This is a genomic window from Streptomyces sp. NPDC050528, from assembly GCF_044457795.1.
Classification (GTDB): Bacteria; Actinomycetota; Actinomycetes; order Streptomycetales; family Streptomycetaceae; genus Streptomyces.
In genome coordinates, this window is sequence record NZ_JBITHH010000008.1 from 85,767 (window position 1) to 100,509 (window position 14,743).

14 protein-coding genes and 1 pseudogene are annotated in these 14,743 nt (G+C 69.8%); 7 read left to right on the forward strand and 8 right to left on the reverse strand.

Features of this window, described 5'->3' with window-relative positions; translation table 11 throughout:
* Positions 1-25 precede the first annotated feature (25 nt).
* Both ACIBK4_RS27045 and ACIBK4_RS27050 read right to left on the reverse strand, forming a co-directional pair.
* On the reverse strand, positions 26-1,795 hold the full coding sequence (locus ACIBK4_RS27045) for a thiamine pyrophosphate-dependent enzyme (protein ID WP_398998421.1): 1,770 nt from the start codon (positions 1,793-1,795) through the stop codon (positions 26-28).
* A 36-nt stretch (positions 1,796-1,831) separates the two neighbouring features.
* On the reverse strand, positions 1,832-3,400 hold the full coding sequence (locus tag ACIBK4_RS27050) for an FMN-binding glutamate synthase family protein (RefSeq protein ID WP_398999202.1): 1,569 nt from the start codon (positions 3,398-3,400) through the stop codon (positions 1,832-1,834).
* A gap of 445 nt (positions 3,401-3,845) precedes the next feature.
* On the opposite strand from ACIBK4_RS27050, the gene ACIBK4_RS27055 reads away from it, so the two are divergent.
* The 5 genes from ACIBK4_RS27055 (at position 3,846) to ACIBK4_RS27075 (ending at position 6,975) form a co-directional block, all read left to right on the forward strand.
* A complete protein-coding gene (locus tag ACIBK4_RS27055) occupies positions 3,846-4,196 on the forward strand; it encodes a PRC-barrel domain containing protein (RefSeq protein ID WP_398998423.1) in 351 nt (116 codons plus the stop codon).
* Between the two features lie 190 nt (positions 4,197-4,386).
* Complete coding sequence (locus ACIBK4_RS27060; RefSeq protein ID WP_398998425.1) at positions 4,387-4,629, forward strand: hypothetical protein; 243 nt, start codon at positions 4,387-4,389, stop codon at positions 4,627-4,629.
* A gap of 286 nt (positions 4,630-4,915) precedes the next feature.
* Positions 4,916-5,260, forward strand: coding sequence for a hypothetical protein (locus ACIBK4_RS27065; protein WP_398998427.1), 345 nt, complete (start codon positions 4,916-4,918; stop codon positions 5,258-5,260).
* A 49-nt stretch (positions 5,261-5,309) separates the two neighbouring features.
* Positions 5,310-6,275: an LLM class F420-dependent oxidoreductase gene (locus tag ACIBK4_RS27070; protein ID WP_398998429.1), complete on the forward strand. Its 966-nt coding sequence runs from the start codon at positions 5,310-5,312 to the stop codon at positions 6,273-6,275.
* 28 nt (positions 6,276-6,303) lie between these two features.
* The gene (locus ACIBK4_RS27075) at positions 6,304-6,975 is read left to right on the forward strand and encodes an HAD family hydrolase (RefSeq protein WP_398998431.1); all 672 of its coding nucleotides are present in this window, start codon (positions 6,304-6,306) and stop codon (positions 6,973-6,975) included.
* A gap of 265 nt (positions 6,976-7,240) precedes the next feature.
* On the opposite strand, the gene ACIBK4_RS27080 is transcribed toward ACIBK4_RS27075, so the two are convergent.
* From ACIBK4_RS27080 to ACIBK4_RS27095, 4 genes and pseudogenes are all read right to left on the reverse strand, one after another.
* Complete coding sequence (locus ACIBK4_RS27080) at positions 7,241-8,260, reverse strand: sugar ABC transporter substrate-binding protein (RefSeq protein WP_398998433.1); 1,020 nt, start codon at positions 8,258-8,260, stop codon at positions 7,241-7,243.
* 281 nt (positions 8,261-8,541) lie between these two features.
* A pseudogene (locus ACIBK4_RS27085) lies at positions 8,542-8,706 on the reverse strand (CorA family divalent cation transporter); the annotation flags it as partial.
* Between the two features lie 109 nt (positions 8,707-8,815).
* Positions 8,816-9,928, reverse strand: a complete 1,113-nt coding sequence (locus tag ACIBK4_RS27090; protein ID WP_398998435.1) for a sensor histidine kinase — start codon at positions 9,926-9,928, stop codon at positions 8,816-8,818.
* Entirely contained in the window at positions 9,925-10,593 is a 669-nt protein-coding gene (locus ACIBK4_RS27095) for a response regulator (protein WP_398998437.1), read from the reverse strand. Before ACIBK4_RS27095 ends, ACIBK4_RS27090 begins: the two co-directional genes overlap by 4 nt.
* Before the next feature lie 196 nt (positions 10,594-10,789).
* Between ACIBK4_RS27095 and ACIBK4_RS27100 the strand changes: the two genes are divergently transcribed.
* Entirely contained in the window at positions 10,790-12,040 is a 1,251-nt protein-coding gene (locus ACIBK4_RS27100) for a DUF418 domain-containing protein (RefSeq protein ID WP_398998439.1), read from the forward strand.
* On the opposite strand, the gene ACIBK4_RS27105 is transcribed toward ACIBK4_RS27100, so the two are convergent.
* Positions 12,033-12,650, reverse strand: coding sequence for a TetR/AcrR family transcriptional regulator (locus tag ACIBK4_RS27105; RefSeq protein ID WP_398998441.1), 618 nt, complete (start codon positions 12,648-12,650; stop codon positions 12,033-12,035). The two genes, ACIBK4_RS27100 and ACIBK4_RS27105, sit on opposite strands and share 8 nt — an antisense overlap.
* Before the next feature lie 90 nt (positions 12,651-12,740).
* Here ACIBK4_RS27105 and ACIBK4_RS27110 point away from each other — a divergent pair, with 90 nt between their 5' ends.
* Positions 12,741-13,403: a class I SAM-dependent methyltransferase gene (locus tag ACIBK4_RS27110; RefSeq protein WP_398998443.1), complete on the forward strand. Its 663-nt coding sequence runs from the start codon at positions 12,741-12,743 to the stop codon at positions 13,401-13,403.
* A gap of 201 nt (positions 13,404-13,604) precedes the next feature.
* Here ACIBK4_RS27110 and ACIBK4_RS27115 read toward each other — a convergent pair whose 3' ends face one another.
* Positions 13,605-14,630: an NlpC/P60 family protein gene (locus ACIBK4_RS27115; protein ID WP_398998445.1), complete on the reverse strand. Its 1,026-nt coding sequence runs from the start codon at positions 14,628-14,630 to the stop codon at positions 13,605-13,607.
* Positions 14,631-14,743 lie beyond the last annotated feature (113 nt).

Below are 14,743 nucleotides of genomic sequence, written 5' to 3' on the forward strand. Positions count from 1 at the left end.
TCGCCGCCCCACGTACAGCACACGGTCAGTGCCGGGTTTCGTCGCCGTGGCTGCGCAGGAGTTCCTTCGTCTTGGCGACGGCGAAGCCCCAGCCCTGTTCGACGGTGGGTTTGGCGGGTACGGCGATCTCGTCCGGGTTGGTGAGGACGTCGAGCAGGACGGGGCCGGGGGTGGCGAAGGCGCGGTGGACGGCGTCGGCGAGGCCGGCGGGGTCGGTGACGCGGATGCCGGTGATGCCCATGGCGGTGGCGACGGCCGCGAAGTCGGGGTTGTCCAGGACCGTACCGAACTCGGGGAGTCCCGCCTGCTCCTGTTCCAGCTTGACCATGCCGAGGCGGCGGTTGTCGAAGACGACGAGTTTGACCGGCAGTTGACAGGTCTTGAGGGTCATGAGGTCGCCCAGGAGCATGCTCAGGCCGCCGTCGCCGCAGAACGCGACGACCTGGCGGTCCCGGTCCAGGCACTGCGCGCCGAGTGCCTGCGGCATCGCGTTGGCCATGGAGCCCAGGTTGTAGGAGCCGAGCAGGCGGCGCGTACCGCGCATCTCGACGAAGCGGGAGAGCCAGACGGTGGCCATTCCGGTGTCCGAGGTGAAGATCGCGTCGTCGGTGGCCTCGCGGTCCACGGCGGCGGCCAGTGCCTCCGGGCGGATGCCGTGCTCGCGGTTGTCCAGCGCGGAGCGGACCTTGCCGACGAGGCCCCTGTCGTGCGCGGGGTCGGCGAGGCGCGCCTGGCTCTCACGCCAGCTCAGGAAACGCTTCCGGCCTTCCTCCAGGTGTACGCGGTCGCGTACGCCACCCGGGTCGCCCAACTCGCCCGGTTGGGCGGCCAGTTGGTCGAGCAGGTCGCGCACGGTGGCCCCCACGTCGCCGACGAGGCCGATGTCCACCGGGACGCGGCGTCCGATGTGCGCGGGTTCCGTGTCGACCTGGACGACCTTGCGGCCCTCGGGATACCAGTCGCGGTAGGGGAAGTCGGTGCCCAGCAGGAGCAGGGTGTCGGCGGTGCGCATGGCTCCGGCCGCCGCCGGGTTGCCGATCAGACCGGTCTGGCCGACCTGGAAGGGGTTGTCGCCCTCGAAGCCCTCCTTGGCCTTCAGCGTCAGCACCATCGGGGCCGCGAGGCGGTCCGCCAGCGCGAGGACGTCCTCGCGGGCGGCGCGGGCGCCCTGCCCGACCAGCAGGGTGATCCGGTCGGAGGAGGAGAGGAGGTCGGCGGCCCGTCGTACGGCGGACGCCTCGGGGCGGGTGGTGGGGGTGGTGAGGGAGAAGCGGGCGGGACGGTCGTGGTGCAGTTCCCGGTCGCCGAGGTCGCCCGGCACGGTGAGGACCGCGACGCCCTTGTGGCCCAGGGCGTTGCGCACCGCCGTCTCCAGGAGCTGCGGCAGCTGGTCGGGGTCGGTGACGGTGGCGCGGAAGACCGCCACGTCACGGAAGAGCAGGTCGTTGTCGACTTCCTGGAAGGCGTCGCTGCCCAGCTCGGACAGGGGGACCTGGCCGGCGACGGCCAGCACGGGCGTACGGCTCTTGGCCGCGTCGTAGAGGCCGTTGAGGAGGTGCACGGAGCCGGGGCCGACCGTGCCCATGCACACCCCCAGGCGGTCGGTGAGCTGGGACTGGGCGCTCGCGGCGAAGGCGGCGGCCTCCTCGTGGCGGCAGCCGACCCACTCCACGTCGTCGGTGGTGCGGATGGCTTCGGTGAGGGGGTTGAGCGCGTCTCCCACGACGCCGAACACCTGGCGGACGCCGAGTTCACTCAGGGCGTCCACGATGACGCGGGCGACGGTTCGTGCCACGGATTCCTCCAGGTCGGATCGTGCAGCGGGTGCGGGTCAGATGGTGAAGCGGTCCGGGTCGGCGGCCTTCCAGTCGGCTGCCCAGTCCGCCGGGGGCTCGACCAGCAGTTGGCCGGGGGAGAGCCAGTCGTAGAGCACGTCGTAGGAACGGACGGTCTGCGGGTCGACGCGCCGGCGCAGCATGTGGGGCCGGAGCTGGGCGGGGTCGGTGACGCCCATGGAGGCCATGATCTGCAACGCGCTGCCCACGGTGGCCTCCTGGAGGCGGCGCACGCGTGCGGCCTTGTCGCCGACGTCCAGCGCGCGGGCCCGACGCGGGTCCTGGGTGGTGACGCCGACGGGGCAGGTGTTGGTGTGGCAGCGCTGGGCCTGGATGCAGCCGACCGCGAACATCATGGCGCGGGCCGCGTTGCCGTAGTCGGCGCCCTGGATCAGGCGCTTCACGAGGTCCGTCCCGGTGGCGATCTTGCCGCTGGCGCCGATCCGGATCCGGTCCCGCAGGCCCGTGCCGACCAGGGCGTTGTGCACGGTCGTCAGACCCTCGGTGAGCGGTGTGCCGACGTGGTCGGCGAATTCGAGCGGGGCGGCGCCGGTGCCGCCCTCCGCGCCGTCGACGACGATGAAGTCGGGCGTGGTGCCCTCCTCGATCATCGCCTTGCACACGGCGAGGAACTGCCGGCGCGAACCGGGGCACAGCTTGAAACCGGTCGGCTTGCCGCCGGAGAGCTCCCGCATCCGCGCGATGAAGCGGACGAGTTCACGGGGCGTGGAGAACACCCGGTGATACGGCGGTGAGATGACCGTCTCACCTTCCGGTACGTCCCGTACCCGGGCGATCTCCGCGTTGACCTTGGCGCCGGGCAGCACACCGCCGATACCGGGTTTGGCGCCCTGCGACAGCTTCAGCGACACACACCGGACGCTCTCGGCCGCCGCCTTCTCGGCGAACTCCCCGGGATCGAAGTCCCCGTCCCGGGTCCGGCAGCCGAAGTAGCCGGTACCGATCTCCCAGACCAGGTCACCGCCCGGACGCAGGTGGTACTCCGACAGCCCGCCCTCACCGGTGTCGTGCGCGAAACCGCCCGCCGCCGCCCCCTGGTTGAGCGCGAGTACGGCGTTGGCGGAGAGCGAGCCGAAGCTCATCGCGGAGACGTTCAGCAGCGCCATGTCGTACGGCCGGATGCAGTCCGGGCCCCCGATCCGTACGCGCGGCGGCTGTTCGGGCACCGGGCGCGGAGCCATCGAGGGAACCAGGTACTCGTAGCCCGCCTGGTACACGTCGCGTTCGGTGCCGAACGGCTCCTCGGCGGCGGTGCCCTTGGCCCGCTCGTAGACGATGCTGCGGATGTCCCGGTCGAAGGGGCGCCCGTCGAAGTTCCGCTCGACGAAGTACTGCTGGAGCTCGGGGCGGATGCGCTCCAGCAGGAAACGGGCGTGCCCGATCACCGGGTAGTTGCGCAGCACCGAGTGCCGCCGCTGGACGAGGTCCCGCACACCGAGCGCGCCGAGCGCGACCAGCGGCACCGCGACCGCCCACCACCAGGGCGACACGGCCAGGGCCACACCCACGGCTGCGAGGGCGGCACCCACGACCACGGCGATCATTCCGATTCTCAGCACGGCCCCCGGGTAACCCGACCGCCCCGTCTCATGCGGACCGAGCACGTCGATCCGGCGCAAGGTCTCGGTCGGGACGCTCGGCGACGTACCGTCGAAGGGAGGCCGGAAAACGTCCGTATGCCTTTCGGAAAGACGGGTACTACGGCCTTTCCGAAAGGCGAATCGGCGTGGCTGTCGGCATGGCCGTCTACATGGCTGTGTTGATTCTTGTACTTCTCCTGGTGCTGATTTTTGGTGGAGCCGGAAATGGCCGATCAAGGGGCCCTGGTACCGGTGGTGATCTCCCCCTGGAACATGGTCGACATTTCAAATTGTGTGGGACCGAAAACGATGGGCACTCGACCTGCCGAGGGAGGACGCCCACCGAAATACCGGACGGGCTTCCTCGGTATTCACCTCGGTATTCACGCACTACAAGGGGAGGTTTTGCATGACGGACAACATGTGGGGTTACCCGCCCGAGTCGGGCCACCAGACGGGGACTGACCTGACCGGATTCAAGGTCGAGGCGAGCGACGGCTCGATCGGCAAGGTCGACAAGCACTCCGAGGACGTCGGAGCCGCTTACATCGTCGTCGACACCGGAGTGTGGATCTTCGGCAAGCAGGTTCTGCTCCCTGCCGGTGTCATCTCGTCCATCGACGTCGCGGATCGGACGATCCACGTCGGACGTACCAAGGAGGAGATCAAGAACTCCCCCGAGTTCGACAAGGACAAGCACATCGGTGACGCCGGTTATCACGAGCAGGTCGGCGGCTACTACGGAGACCGCCGAGCCTGACGGTCACCACAGTGCACAGGGCCTGACGGCCACCACAGTGCACAGGGGCGGGTACCGGCGTTCCGTCGGCGCCCGCCCTTCCGCCGTGCCCGGGCGGTCCCGCAGGTCAGGGGTGGCGAGGTCGGATTTGTCGTCGGCCGTGGGGGTACCCGCCCCTGACACCCACCCTGCACGAGGAAGCGAGAACGCCGTGAGCGAGCGTCGCCCGGAAGCCCCGGCAAGCACAGGAGGGCCGAAACCGAAGCCGATCCCGAGGGACCTGCCCGATCAGCAGGCCGGCGCCGACGAGCAGCGCGAACCGGAGGGGCGTGATGCGGAGACCCCTGACCCGAAGATCCCCGACACGGACGAGGCCGGTACCGGCCGGAAAGGCGCCACGCATTCCGGCAGCCCACGTCCGGGGCACCCCGTACCCGACGAACCGACCGGCTGACGCTCCGCGCGCCGTGGGAGCCGGGGCGGGCGACGCGGAGGGGACGCTGACGCTCCGCGACCGTCACCACGAGACGAACTGCCGACGAGGACACGGGATGGATGCGAGCCCGTGGCCCAGTGACCAGCCCGCTCTCGACTCCGACCGGATCCGCCCGTCGGCCGCCGGCACAGGGCCGTGCCGCCTTGTCCCCGCACCTGCGGCTGCTCGGGCCGGGTGCCGACACCGTGAACGGGTGCGACTGATCACCCACGCCCCGTCGTCCGACACAAGGAGAGTGAGCCTGATGGCCACCGTGAATCTCACCGCAGCGTCCAGGGAGGACGTCGCCACCGTCTTCGGCGTCCTGCGGACCGCGTTCCCCACCGACCGCCCCTCCGACGACCTGCCCCGGGAGCAGCCGGGCGCCCAATTCGCCGTGTGGACCGCCGAGTTCGAGCCGACGCGGGAGCGGATCCCGACCGATCCGATCACCCTCGAGGGCTCGGTCTCCGCCACGCTGCAGGGCGGATACGTCGCCGTGGACCAGCTGTTCGAAGCACTGAGCACCGCGTTCGCCGTGGACCACTGGGGCGCGGCGTCGGGTGACCAGGAGAAGGAGGTCGATCTGCGGCTCAGCAGCAAGCGGTGACGAGGCGGGAAGCAGCCCAGGCACCCCCACCCACGAGGAGATGAGCGCCATGGTGAAGATCGGGTACACGATGATGACCGAGCAGGCCGGTCCACGGGAGCTGGTGGGCCATGTGGTCGGCGCCGAGCGCGCCGGCTTCGACTTCTCCGTCACGTCCGACCACTACTTCCCCTGGCTGGAGTCCCAGGGCCACGCCCCCTACGCGTGGAGCGTGCTCGGCGCCGCCGCACAGGCCACCGAACGCATCCCCCTGATGACGTACGTGACGTGCCCGACGACCCGCTACCACCCGGCGGTCGTGGCGCAGAAGGCCGCCACGCTCCACCTCCTCTCCCAAGGACGTTTCCGCCTCGGTCTCGGCTCCGGGGAGAACCTCAACGAGCATGTGGTGGGCGGTGGTTGGCCCGCCGCGCACGTCCGCCTCGCGCGACTGGAGGAGGCCGTGGAGATCATCCGCGCGCTCCTCGCGGGGGAGAACGTCAACCACCACGGGGCCCATTTCGACGTGGAGAACGCCCAGTTGTGGGACCTGCCCGACACACCCCTGCCGATCGGTGTCGCCGTCTCCGGTGACCGCTCGTGCGAACTCGCGGGCCGCCTGGCCGACTTGCTCATCGCCACCGAACCCAGGCCGGAGTTGACCTCCGCGTTCGACGGACACGGCGGTGCGGGCAAGCCCAAGGTCGGCCAACTGCCCATCTGTTACGACCCCGACCGCGACGCGGCGATCGCCCGAGCCCACGACCAGTTCCGCTGGTTCGCCAGCGGCTGGCCCGTCAACTCCGAACTCCCCGGCCCCACCGCGTTCGAGGGCGCCACCCAGTTCGTACGGCCGGAGGACGTGGCCGAGTCGATCCCCTGCGGCGACGACGTCGGGGCGGTCGTCGAGGCCGTACGGCCTTACGTGGACGCGGGGTTCACCGAGGTCGCGCTCGTCCAGATCGGCGGCGACCACCAGGAGCCGTACCTGGAATGGGCCGAACAGAAACTGCTGCCAGCCCTCCGCGAACTGTGAGCGTACGACCGGGAACGGTGAGCCTGCCATGACCACGAAACGCGCCGCGATCTTCGACGTCGACGGCACCCTCGTCGACACCAACCACCTGCACGTCGTCACCTGGTGGGAGGCGTTCAGACAGGGCGGTCACCGCGTCCCCATGCGGGAGATCCACCGGGCCGTGGGCCTCGGCGGCGACGACCTGATCGAGCACCTGCTCGGCAAGGACCGCGACCCTGACGAGGACGAGCGGTTCGTCGCGGCCCACCACGCCCTCTACGCCACCTATTTCGACCGGCTCCCGGCCCTGGACGCGGCGGGCGACCTGCTGCGCGCCCTGGCCGGGCGGGGCTGGACGATCGTCCTGGCGACCTCGGCGAGCGGCGCGGAACTGGCCGCGCTGCGTCACGCGATCGACGCGGACGACGTCATCCTCGGGGCGGCCAGCGCGGACGATGTCGCCGAAGGGAAACCTGCTCCCGACCCCGTCCAACAGGCCAGGGAACTCGCGGGAGTTGCGAGCGAGCGGGCCGTGTTCGTCGGCGACACGGTCTGGGACATGAAGGCCGCCGTACGGGACGGAGTGGTCCCGGTGGCGGTGCTGTCCGGCGGGATTCCCCGCGCGGACCTGGAGGCGGCCGGCGCCCACGCCGTGTACGAGAACCCCGCCGACCTCCTCGGACGCCTCGACACCGGTGTCTTCGCCGACATGGAGTGACCGAAGACCGCGGCGGCTCGGAGGTGGGAACATCGCGGTGGGGCGTGCCGGATGAGCTGTGGGACCGCGGCTCTGGCTTCGGCATGACGTCCTCGAACTCGTCTGCCGCCTCATCGTCCTCCGCCGACTCAGCTCATTGCGCGGGCCGTTGCAAGGGCAAGGAGGCCGAAGAGTTCGACGACGAGCTGCACCGGCCGACCGGTGGCCTTCGGGCCGGGGGCCGGCGGTGAGGTCACCGCCGGCTCGGCCTGTCGGGTCGTGCTCGTTACCGGGTGCCCTTCGCGGCGAAGGCGGCGACCTTGGCGATGTTGGTCTTGTCGACGATGGCCGGACCGGTCAGCACGGCCTGCTCACCGCCGCCGCTGTAGTTGCCGTTCGTCTTGTAGAGCCACAGCGAGTCGACCGACAAGTAGCCCTGGAGGTAAGGCTGTTGGTCGACGGCCCACTGGATCTTGCCGGACTGGATGGCGCCGGTCAGCTCCTTGTTGAGGTCGAACGTGGCGAGCTTGGCCTTGCTGCCCGAGTCGGACAGCGACTGTACGGCGGTGAGTGCGATCGGCGCGGCGAGGGTCGCCACGAAGTCGATGGAGCTGTCCTGCTGGAGCTTGGCGGTCAGGGTCGACTTCACCGACGGCATGTCGGTGCCGTTGACGTAGAGGAGGTCGGTCTTGCCGGTGAACGTCTTCTTCAGTCCCGCACACCGCTGGGTGAGGCCGATGTTGCCCTGCTCCTGAATGACACAGACCGTGTGCTTGGCGCCGACCTCGTTGAGCCTGCGGCCGAACGCCTCACCGGCCACCGTCTCGTCCTGCCCGAAGAACTCCAGCAGGCCCAGCTTCTTCCAGTCGCTCACACCGGAGTTGAAGCCGACGACGGGTATACCGGCCTGTCCTGCCTTGGCGACGACGCTCTTGAGCGCGTCGGGCTTGGCCAGGGTGGTGGCGATCCCGTCGACCTTCTGGTCGATCGCGTTCTGCACGAGGTTGGCCTGGTTGCCCGCGTTCGGGTCGGAGGAGTAGACGAGCTTGACGTTGTCCTTGGCGGCGGCGGCCTGGGCGCCCTGACGGACGATGTCCCAGAAGGTGTCACCGGGAGCCGCGTGCGTGATCATCGCAATCGTCATACGAGGCGTGGTGGCCTTGCCGGCCGAGACACCACTGCCGCTCTCGGTGGACTTCTTGCCTCCGGAGCTGCTGGAGCAGCCGGCCACAAGCAGTGCGGCGGCTGCCGCCGCCGCGACGACGGGGACGACTTTGCGGGAGCGGGGTCGGGCTGTGCGGTCCATCTTTTCCGGCACCTCACTGTGCTGCGGGGAAAGGGAGCGGCTGACCGAGCGGACGCTGCGGATCACATGCCGTTAACACGGCTGTTGCCTCTGACGAGATAGAACCGTCATGCACCCCTGAGGTCAACGCTCGCAAATACATCATTTGCCCATCAGGACAAGATGTCGGAACAACTTCTTGACGCTGGTTACGCGTGACCCCTATACCTGAAATGGTCAGACGTGTCTTCCGTGTCTCCTGTAATGCGCACGCCGTATACGGGACGATCTCCGGCCGATAACAGAATGGAACATACGGCTGCCATCAGGCGAATTGCGAAGGGGTAACCGAGTACCCAGTGCAACTCCGGCATCCGATCGAAGTTCATCCCGTACATCGTGCCGACCGGCGTCGGAGCGAACAGAATGGCCGACCAAGGGGAAATCTTCTTGTAGTTGTCTACCTGGGGGCGCTGACCTGCGGTGATGTTGCTGGGAATGTCCCGCCAGGGCGGCGAAGAGGGGTGGTCAGGGAAACAGGTGCATGGCCGGGAGGCGCATTCGAATGTGTCGAGGTCAGGGGGAGTTGCCGGCCGGCAGTTCCAGGCGGAGTTCGTAGCCGCCGTCGGTCGTCGGGCCGGAGGTGATGGTGCCGCCGAGGAGTTCGGCGCGCTGCCGCAGGCCGACGAGGCCGTGGTGGGCTCCGGGCAGGGGGAGTGCGGGGCGGGTGGAGGCGGTGTTCGTGACGGTGGTCCGGAGGGTGCCGCCTCGGTGGTGGATGCGGATGGTCGCGGTGGTGCCGGGGGCGTGTTTGCGGACGTTGGTGAGTGCTTCTTGGACCGTGCGGTAGACGGCGCGTTGGAGGGTGGGCGGGAGTCCTTCGGGGAGGTCGGTCTCCAGCTCGGTCTCGATACCGCTGGTGCCGATCAGTTGGTGCAGATCGGTGAGCGAGGGTTGGGGTGTGAGTTCGGTGGGGCGGCTGCCGGAGGCGCGCAGGACGCCGACCATGTGGCGCAGCTCCTCCAGGGTCTGCACGCTGAGCCGGCGGATCGTGGCCCCGGCCGCTCTCGCCTCGGCGTCCGGGTTTCCGACCTGGAGTGCGCCGGCGGTCACGGCGATGAGGCTGACCTGGTGGGAGACGACGTCGTGCATCTCACGGGCGAGTTGGGCTCGTTCCTTCGCCAACACCGCCTGGGCGCTGAGCAGTTGCTCCTGCTCATGGGCCTTTGAGATCTCGGCGAGCCGGAGCGTCAACTCCCTTCGGGCCTGGACGAGTTGGCCGAGGAAGACCGGAGCGGCGGCCGTGGCGAGCGTGTAGGTGAGGTGGACCAGGCTGTAGGTCTCGTCGAGTTCGTCGACATCGAGGGACGTCCACGGCCAGGGCATGAAGTCGACGGTGGCGAAGGCCAGGGCGCAGCCCGCGAGCAGCGCGCGGTGCCGGCTGAGGGAGGAGAGCGTGTACAGCGCGGCGATCGTGGCGAACGCCGCGTCGCCGATCAGGGCCGACGGGAGAGTGAGTGCGAAGGCCGGCAGCGGCCGGTGGCGGCGCAGGGCGAGAGCCAGGGCGGCGAGGAGGCCATAGGCGGTGGCCGACGGGTTCTCGCTGTCGAAGTTCACCCACAGGTCCAGCAACGCGGCACAGACCAGCAGCGCGTCCAACAACAGGGCAGGCGGGCGCCGGGACTTCATCCGGCGGCTCCGTCCCCGGGCGGCCTCAGCAGGCCCGCCCGTTCCGCGACCAGTGCGGCTTGCACCCGGTTGTCGACCCGCAACTTCTCGAAGACGGTGCTGACATGGCCTTTGACGGTGCCGTTGCTCAGATGGAGCCGGTCGCCGATCTCGGTGTTGGAGAGCCCCTCGGCCATCAACGCGAGGACGGCACGCTCGCGCTCGCTCAGCCGGTCGACGAGACGGGCGGCGTAGGGTTCTCGCCCGCCCTGGTCGAGGAAGGCGTCCACCATGGTGCGGGTGACCTGCGACGACAGTACGGTTCCCCCCTCGGCCAACGTACGTATCAGATAGGGCAGTTGCTCGGGGTCGGTGTCCTTGAGGAGGAAACCGGCGGCGCCGGAGCGCAGCGCGGCCTCGACGTATGCGTCGGTGTCGAACGTCGTCAGCATGGCCACCACGGGAGGATCAGGCATGCGGCGGAGTTCGGCCAGGACGGTCAGCCCGTCCACGTCGGGCATCCGGATGTCGAGCAGGACGACGTCAGGACTCAACTCCCGTACGGCATCCACGGCTTGGCCCCCCGGCACCGCCGCCACGGCCCCGATGTCGTCCGAGGCGTTGAGGATGTGCGTGAAGCCCATACGGACGAGGGCTTCGTCGTCGACCACCAGTACCCGGATCATGTGCGCTCCGCTCCTCAACTGCCCGCCGTTCAACGGGTAACACGCCGAACGGGCCTCCTGTGCGGGACCCGGTTCGGCTCCGGCCGGTCGTCGACAGGGACCATCCGGCCGGCCGGAGCGGTTCCGGCCGGTCGGCCGGGTGGCGCCGGAAGGGTGGAGGGTGTGCTGTTCCCCGCGGCCCGCGAACCCTGGAGGCATGACACACGACGTCTCCCCGGCCGCACCGGCAGCCGCGTTACCCGAGCGGCCGACGGTCCCCTCCGAAGCTCCAACGACCGGCCGCCTCATCGGTATTGACCTGGCGCGCGGACTCGCCGTCCTCGGCATGTACTCCGCCCACGTCGGCCCCGACGTCACGGTCGGCGGGCCCGTGGGCTTCCTGCTGGAGGCGGCGCGAGGCCGTTCCTCCGCCCTGTTCGCGGTGCTCGCCGGATTCTCGCTGGTCATCATCACCGGCCGACCCCGGCCCCGGACCGGCCGCGCCGGACGGCAGGCGGTGGTCAGGATCGCGATCCGCGCCGTCGTCCTGGTGGTCCTCGGCTACGCGCTGACCGCCCTGGACACCGAGGTCGACGTCATCCTCAGCTGCTACGGCCTGCTCTTTCTGACCGTCCTTCCGCTGCACCGGCTACGCGCCACCACGCTCGCGCTCATCGCCGCCGTCGGTGCACTGGTCCTGCCTCAAGTCCTGTACGCCGTAAGGAAGTCCATCGAGGAGGGCGGGTGGGCGGACGCCGTCGTCCAGGCGGACCCGCTGGCCCGGATCAGCGGCACGGACGGCGTCGTAGAGCTGCTGTTCACCGGCGACTACCCGGCCCTGACCTGGGCGCCGTTCCTGATCGCGGGCATGGCGGTGGCCCGGCTCGACCTCACCCGGCCCGGGATCCGAGCCCGGCTCGCGCTGACCGGCGGGGCGCTCGCCGTCCTCGGATACGGAGGTTCCTGGCTGGCCCTGCACCTCGTCCCGCACGCGCTGACCGTCATCTCGTCGGCCACGGGCGGCGGTTCGGCGTCGTCGGCCTGGTGGTCCGACACGGTCGGCGAACCCGAGGGCGGCACACCGCTCGCCTGGCTCCTGGTGGCCGCACCGCACAGCCAGACCACCTTCTCCGTCCTCGGCAACACGGGCGTCGCGCTTGTGGTGCTCGCCCTGTGCCTGACGGTCGCCGACCGGATGCCCCGCCTCACTCGCCTGGCCACACCCGTCTCCGCGGTCGGCGCGATGGCGCTGACCGCCTATGTCCTGCACATCGTCGCCCTCTGGCTCCTGACCGATGTCTGGCACGTGGCCGCCGTCGAGGACGAGACGATGTCCGGACTGCCGGTACTGCTCGCCTTCATCGCCGCCGTCATGCTGCTGGCCACCGCGTGGACCCGTCACTTCAGGCGCGGGCCCCTGGAGCACCTGCTGCACGCGGCCACCCGGCTCGCGCGCCGCGTCAAGTAGCTTCCGGCAGCAGTGCCCGCAGCGCCATCCTCGTCAGATCTGCCTCGACGTCGTCCCGGTCCGGGACGACGGCCGCGCGGAAGGAACGCCCCGCGAGGAGAGAGATGAGCCACCAGGCGGCGGTGTGCGGATCGACGTCGTCGCGTACGTTGCCGGCCGACTGGCCACGGCTCAGCAGCTCGGCGAGCGTGTCGGCGAAGTGCTGGTGGACCTGGCGGAGGGCCTCGCCGAGCTCCGGGTCGTGGGCCAGGGCGGTGGCGTCGGCGAAGAGGAAGCCGTGGGAGCCGGGCTGGTGGAACCGGTCCATGTGGGCGGGATCCAGGAAGGCGGCCAGCACTTCGGGTACCGGGCGGCCCGAGTCGGCGGCCTGGTGCAGGAGCGTGGAGACCGCTTCGGTGGCGTGGTCGAGAGCGGCCCGGTAGAGCGCGGACTTGGAGCCGAAGTTCTGGAACACCACCGGCTCCGTGACCCCGACCTTCCTGGCGATCTCGGAGACCTTGCCGCGCTGGTAGCCCGTCTCGGAGAAGACCTCCGCGGCCGCGGAGAGGATCGACGCACGCCGCTCGGCGGCGGGCAGGCGCGTACGGGTGCGGGGGCGGGACTCGGTCACGACAGCCATGGTAGGCGCTCTTGCGGCATTTCTTAGTCGCGACTAAGTTGGAGTCGGTACTTAGTCATGACTAAGTTATGGAGGAAGGTCATGAACCTCGGACGCCTCATGCGGGGCAAACCGCACGCGGACACGCCCGGCGTGACCATCGCGACCCCTCGCGCCTACGAACTGTTCGGCGACGTCTGTTTCGTCGGCCGCCGCAACCGTGCCTTCACCCGCCTCGCCGAACTCAGCGGCGCCGAACCGGGCGACCGCGTCCTGGACGTCGGCTGCGGCACCGGCTACCTGACCCGGCACATGGCGGCCCGGGTCGGCGCGGACGGTGCGGTGACCGGAGTGGACCCCTCGCCGCCGGTCCTGGACTACGCCCGCCGCAAGAAGCAGCGCGCCGGCAGCGCCCCCTGCGCCTACCAGGAAGGCATCGCCGAATCCCTCGATCTGCCGGGCGGCTCCTTCGACGCCGTCGTCACCAGCCTGATGCTGCATCACCTGCCCGAGGAACTCCGTCCCGCGGCGCTGCGCGAGATGCACCGCGTCCTGCGGCCCGGCGGACGGCTGCTGGTCGTCGAGTTCCGGCCGCCGAAGAGCCGGCTGGGCCGTCGACTGGTGCACGGTGGCGCGGGCCATGCCATGGCGCACAACCGCGTGGACCTGCTCGGCGGTCTCATCGCGGACGCGGGCTTCGAGGTCGGCGGGCACGGCGACGTACGACCCTGGCTGTCCTACGTGCGGGCGACGCGGACGCGGTAGCGGCAGGGTGCCGGCCACGCCTCATGGTGTGCGGTGGGCCGTGGTGACTGCAACCCATGTGTCCCGCATGTGTCGTTCTGGTGGTGTGCCTGCCCCTCGCGGATGGCCGGCCGGGCCGAGAGCATGCCCGCGGCCGTGCTGCTGAAGTCACTGTCGAGCGCGTCTGCTGTCCGGACCGACGCCCGGTCTCGCCGTTGGTGCCTACGGCCTGCTCGCGGCATGGAACGGCATGTAGCTCACCTGGGTGATCTCGATGTTCTTGCCGGTGCGCGGGGCGTGGATGGCCTTGCCGTTGCCGATGTACATGCCGTTGTGCTGGCTGTCGTTGTACCAGTAGATGATGTCGCCGGGTTGCAGGTCCGCCTTGGACACCTTGCGGCCGGCGTCGTACATCTGCTTGACGGTGCGTGGCAGCGAGACGCCCGCCGAGCGCCAGGCCGCCCCCACCAGCCCTGAGCAGTCGAAGGAGTCGGGGCCGGTCGAGCCCCACTCGTAGGGTTTGCCGAGCTGGGCGTACGCGAAGTCGATGGCGGTCCTGGCGCGTCCGCCGGCCGGGCCGTTGTAGGTGGTCGGTGCGTCGCTGCTGCCGGCCGCGGTGTCCTCGCGCTGCTGGGCGGTGGCCATTTCGGCGCGCTGGGCGGCGGTGAGACTGTTCAGGAGCTTGCGCGCCTTGGTGAGTTTGGCCCGGACCTCGTCCTTCTTCTCCTTGGCCTTCGCCCGCGCCTCTTGAAGGGACTTCAGCCGCTCCGTGGCGTCCGCGCGTTCCTGGAGCAGTTCCCGTTGCTTGTTCCCCAGCGCGCGCAGGGAGTCGGCCTGCCGGTCGCCCGTGCGGCTGAGGACCTCGGCCTTCTCCAGATAGTCGTCCGGATCGCTGGAGAGGAAGAGCTGCACGGTCGGGTCGATGCCGCCGGTGCGGTACTGCGCCGCTGCCAACGGGCCCATGGTCTCCCGCAGTTCGTTGATCTCCTGCTGCTTGCGGGCCAGCCGGTCCTGGGCGCTGTCCGCCTCGGCCTGGAGCTTCTTCTGCTTTTCCAGGACGCCGTTGTACTCCTCGGTGGGGGCTTCGGCCTCCTCGTAGAGCCGCTCGACCTGCTTGCGCACGTCGTCCACCGAGGGCTTGGGTGCCGCCTGGCTCTGCGTCGGCAGGAGGCTCACCGCACCGGCGGCCATGCCGAGGGTGGCTATCCGGGCGCGGCTGGGCGGCTTCGGCCGACGGTGCGTTCCCATCGTGGGGTGACTCCTCTGTGCGTCCGCGGACCGAGCGACGGACTGCGGCCGTCGGGCGGAAAACGGTCAACGGACGGTCAATGGGCGGTCAAGTCGGATAGAACTTAGTAGCT

What these genes read in the sequence shown, in the direction of transcription:
- ACIBK4_RS27050 (WP_398999202.1), bottom strand. Translation starts at nt 3,400, where the DNA reads ATGATCGCCGTGGTCGTGGGTGCCGCCCTCGCAGCCGTGGGTGTGGCC.
- ACIBK4_RS27055 (WP_398998423.1), top strand. Translation starts at nt 3,846, where the DNA reads ATGACGGACAACATGTGGGGTTACCCGCCCGAGTCGGGCCACCAGACG.
- ACIBK4_RS27065 (WP_398998427.1), top strand. Translation starts at nt 4,916, where the DNA reads ATGGCCACCGTGAATCTCACCGCAGCGTCCAGGGAGGACGTCGCCACC.
- ACIBK4_RS27070 (WP_398998429.1), top strand. Translation starts at nt 5,310, where the DNA reads ATGGTGAAGATCGGGTACACGATGATGACCGAGCAGGCCGGTCCACGG.
- ACIBK4_RS27075 (WP_398998431.1), top strand. Translation starts at nt 6,304, where the DNA reads ATGACCACGAAACGCGCCGCGATCTTCGACGTCGACGGCACCCTCGTC.
- ACIBK4_RS27080 (WP_398998433.1), bottom strand. Translation starts at nt 8,260, where the DNA reads ATGGACCGCACAGCCCGACCCCGCTCCCGCAAAGTCGTCCCCGTCGTC.
- ACIBK4_RS27090 (WP_398998435.1), bottom strand. Translation starts at nt 9,928, where the DNA reads ATGAAGTCCCGGCGCCCGCCTGCCCTGTTGTTGGACGCGCTGCTGGTC.
- ACIBK4_RS27095 (WP_398998437.1), bottom strand. Translation starts at nt 10,593, where the DNA reads ATGATCCGGGTACTGGTGGTCGACGACGAAGCCCTCGTCCGTATGGGC.
- ACIBK4_RS27100 (WP_398998439.1), top strand. Translation starts at nt 10,790, where the DNA reads ATGACACACGACGTCTCCCCGGCCGCACCGGCAGCCGCGTTACCCGAG.
- ACIBK4_RS27110 (WP_398998443.1), top strand. Translation starts at nt 12,741, where the DNA reads ATGAACCTCGGACGCCTCATGCGGGGCAAACCGCACGCGGACACGCCC.
- ACIBK4_RS27115 (WP_398998445.1), bottom strand. Translation starts at nt 14,630, where the DNA reads ATGGGAACGCACCGTCGGCCGAAGCCGCCCAGCCGCGCCCGGATAGCC.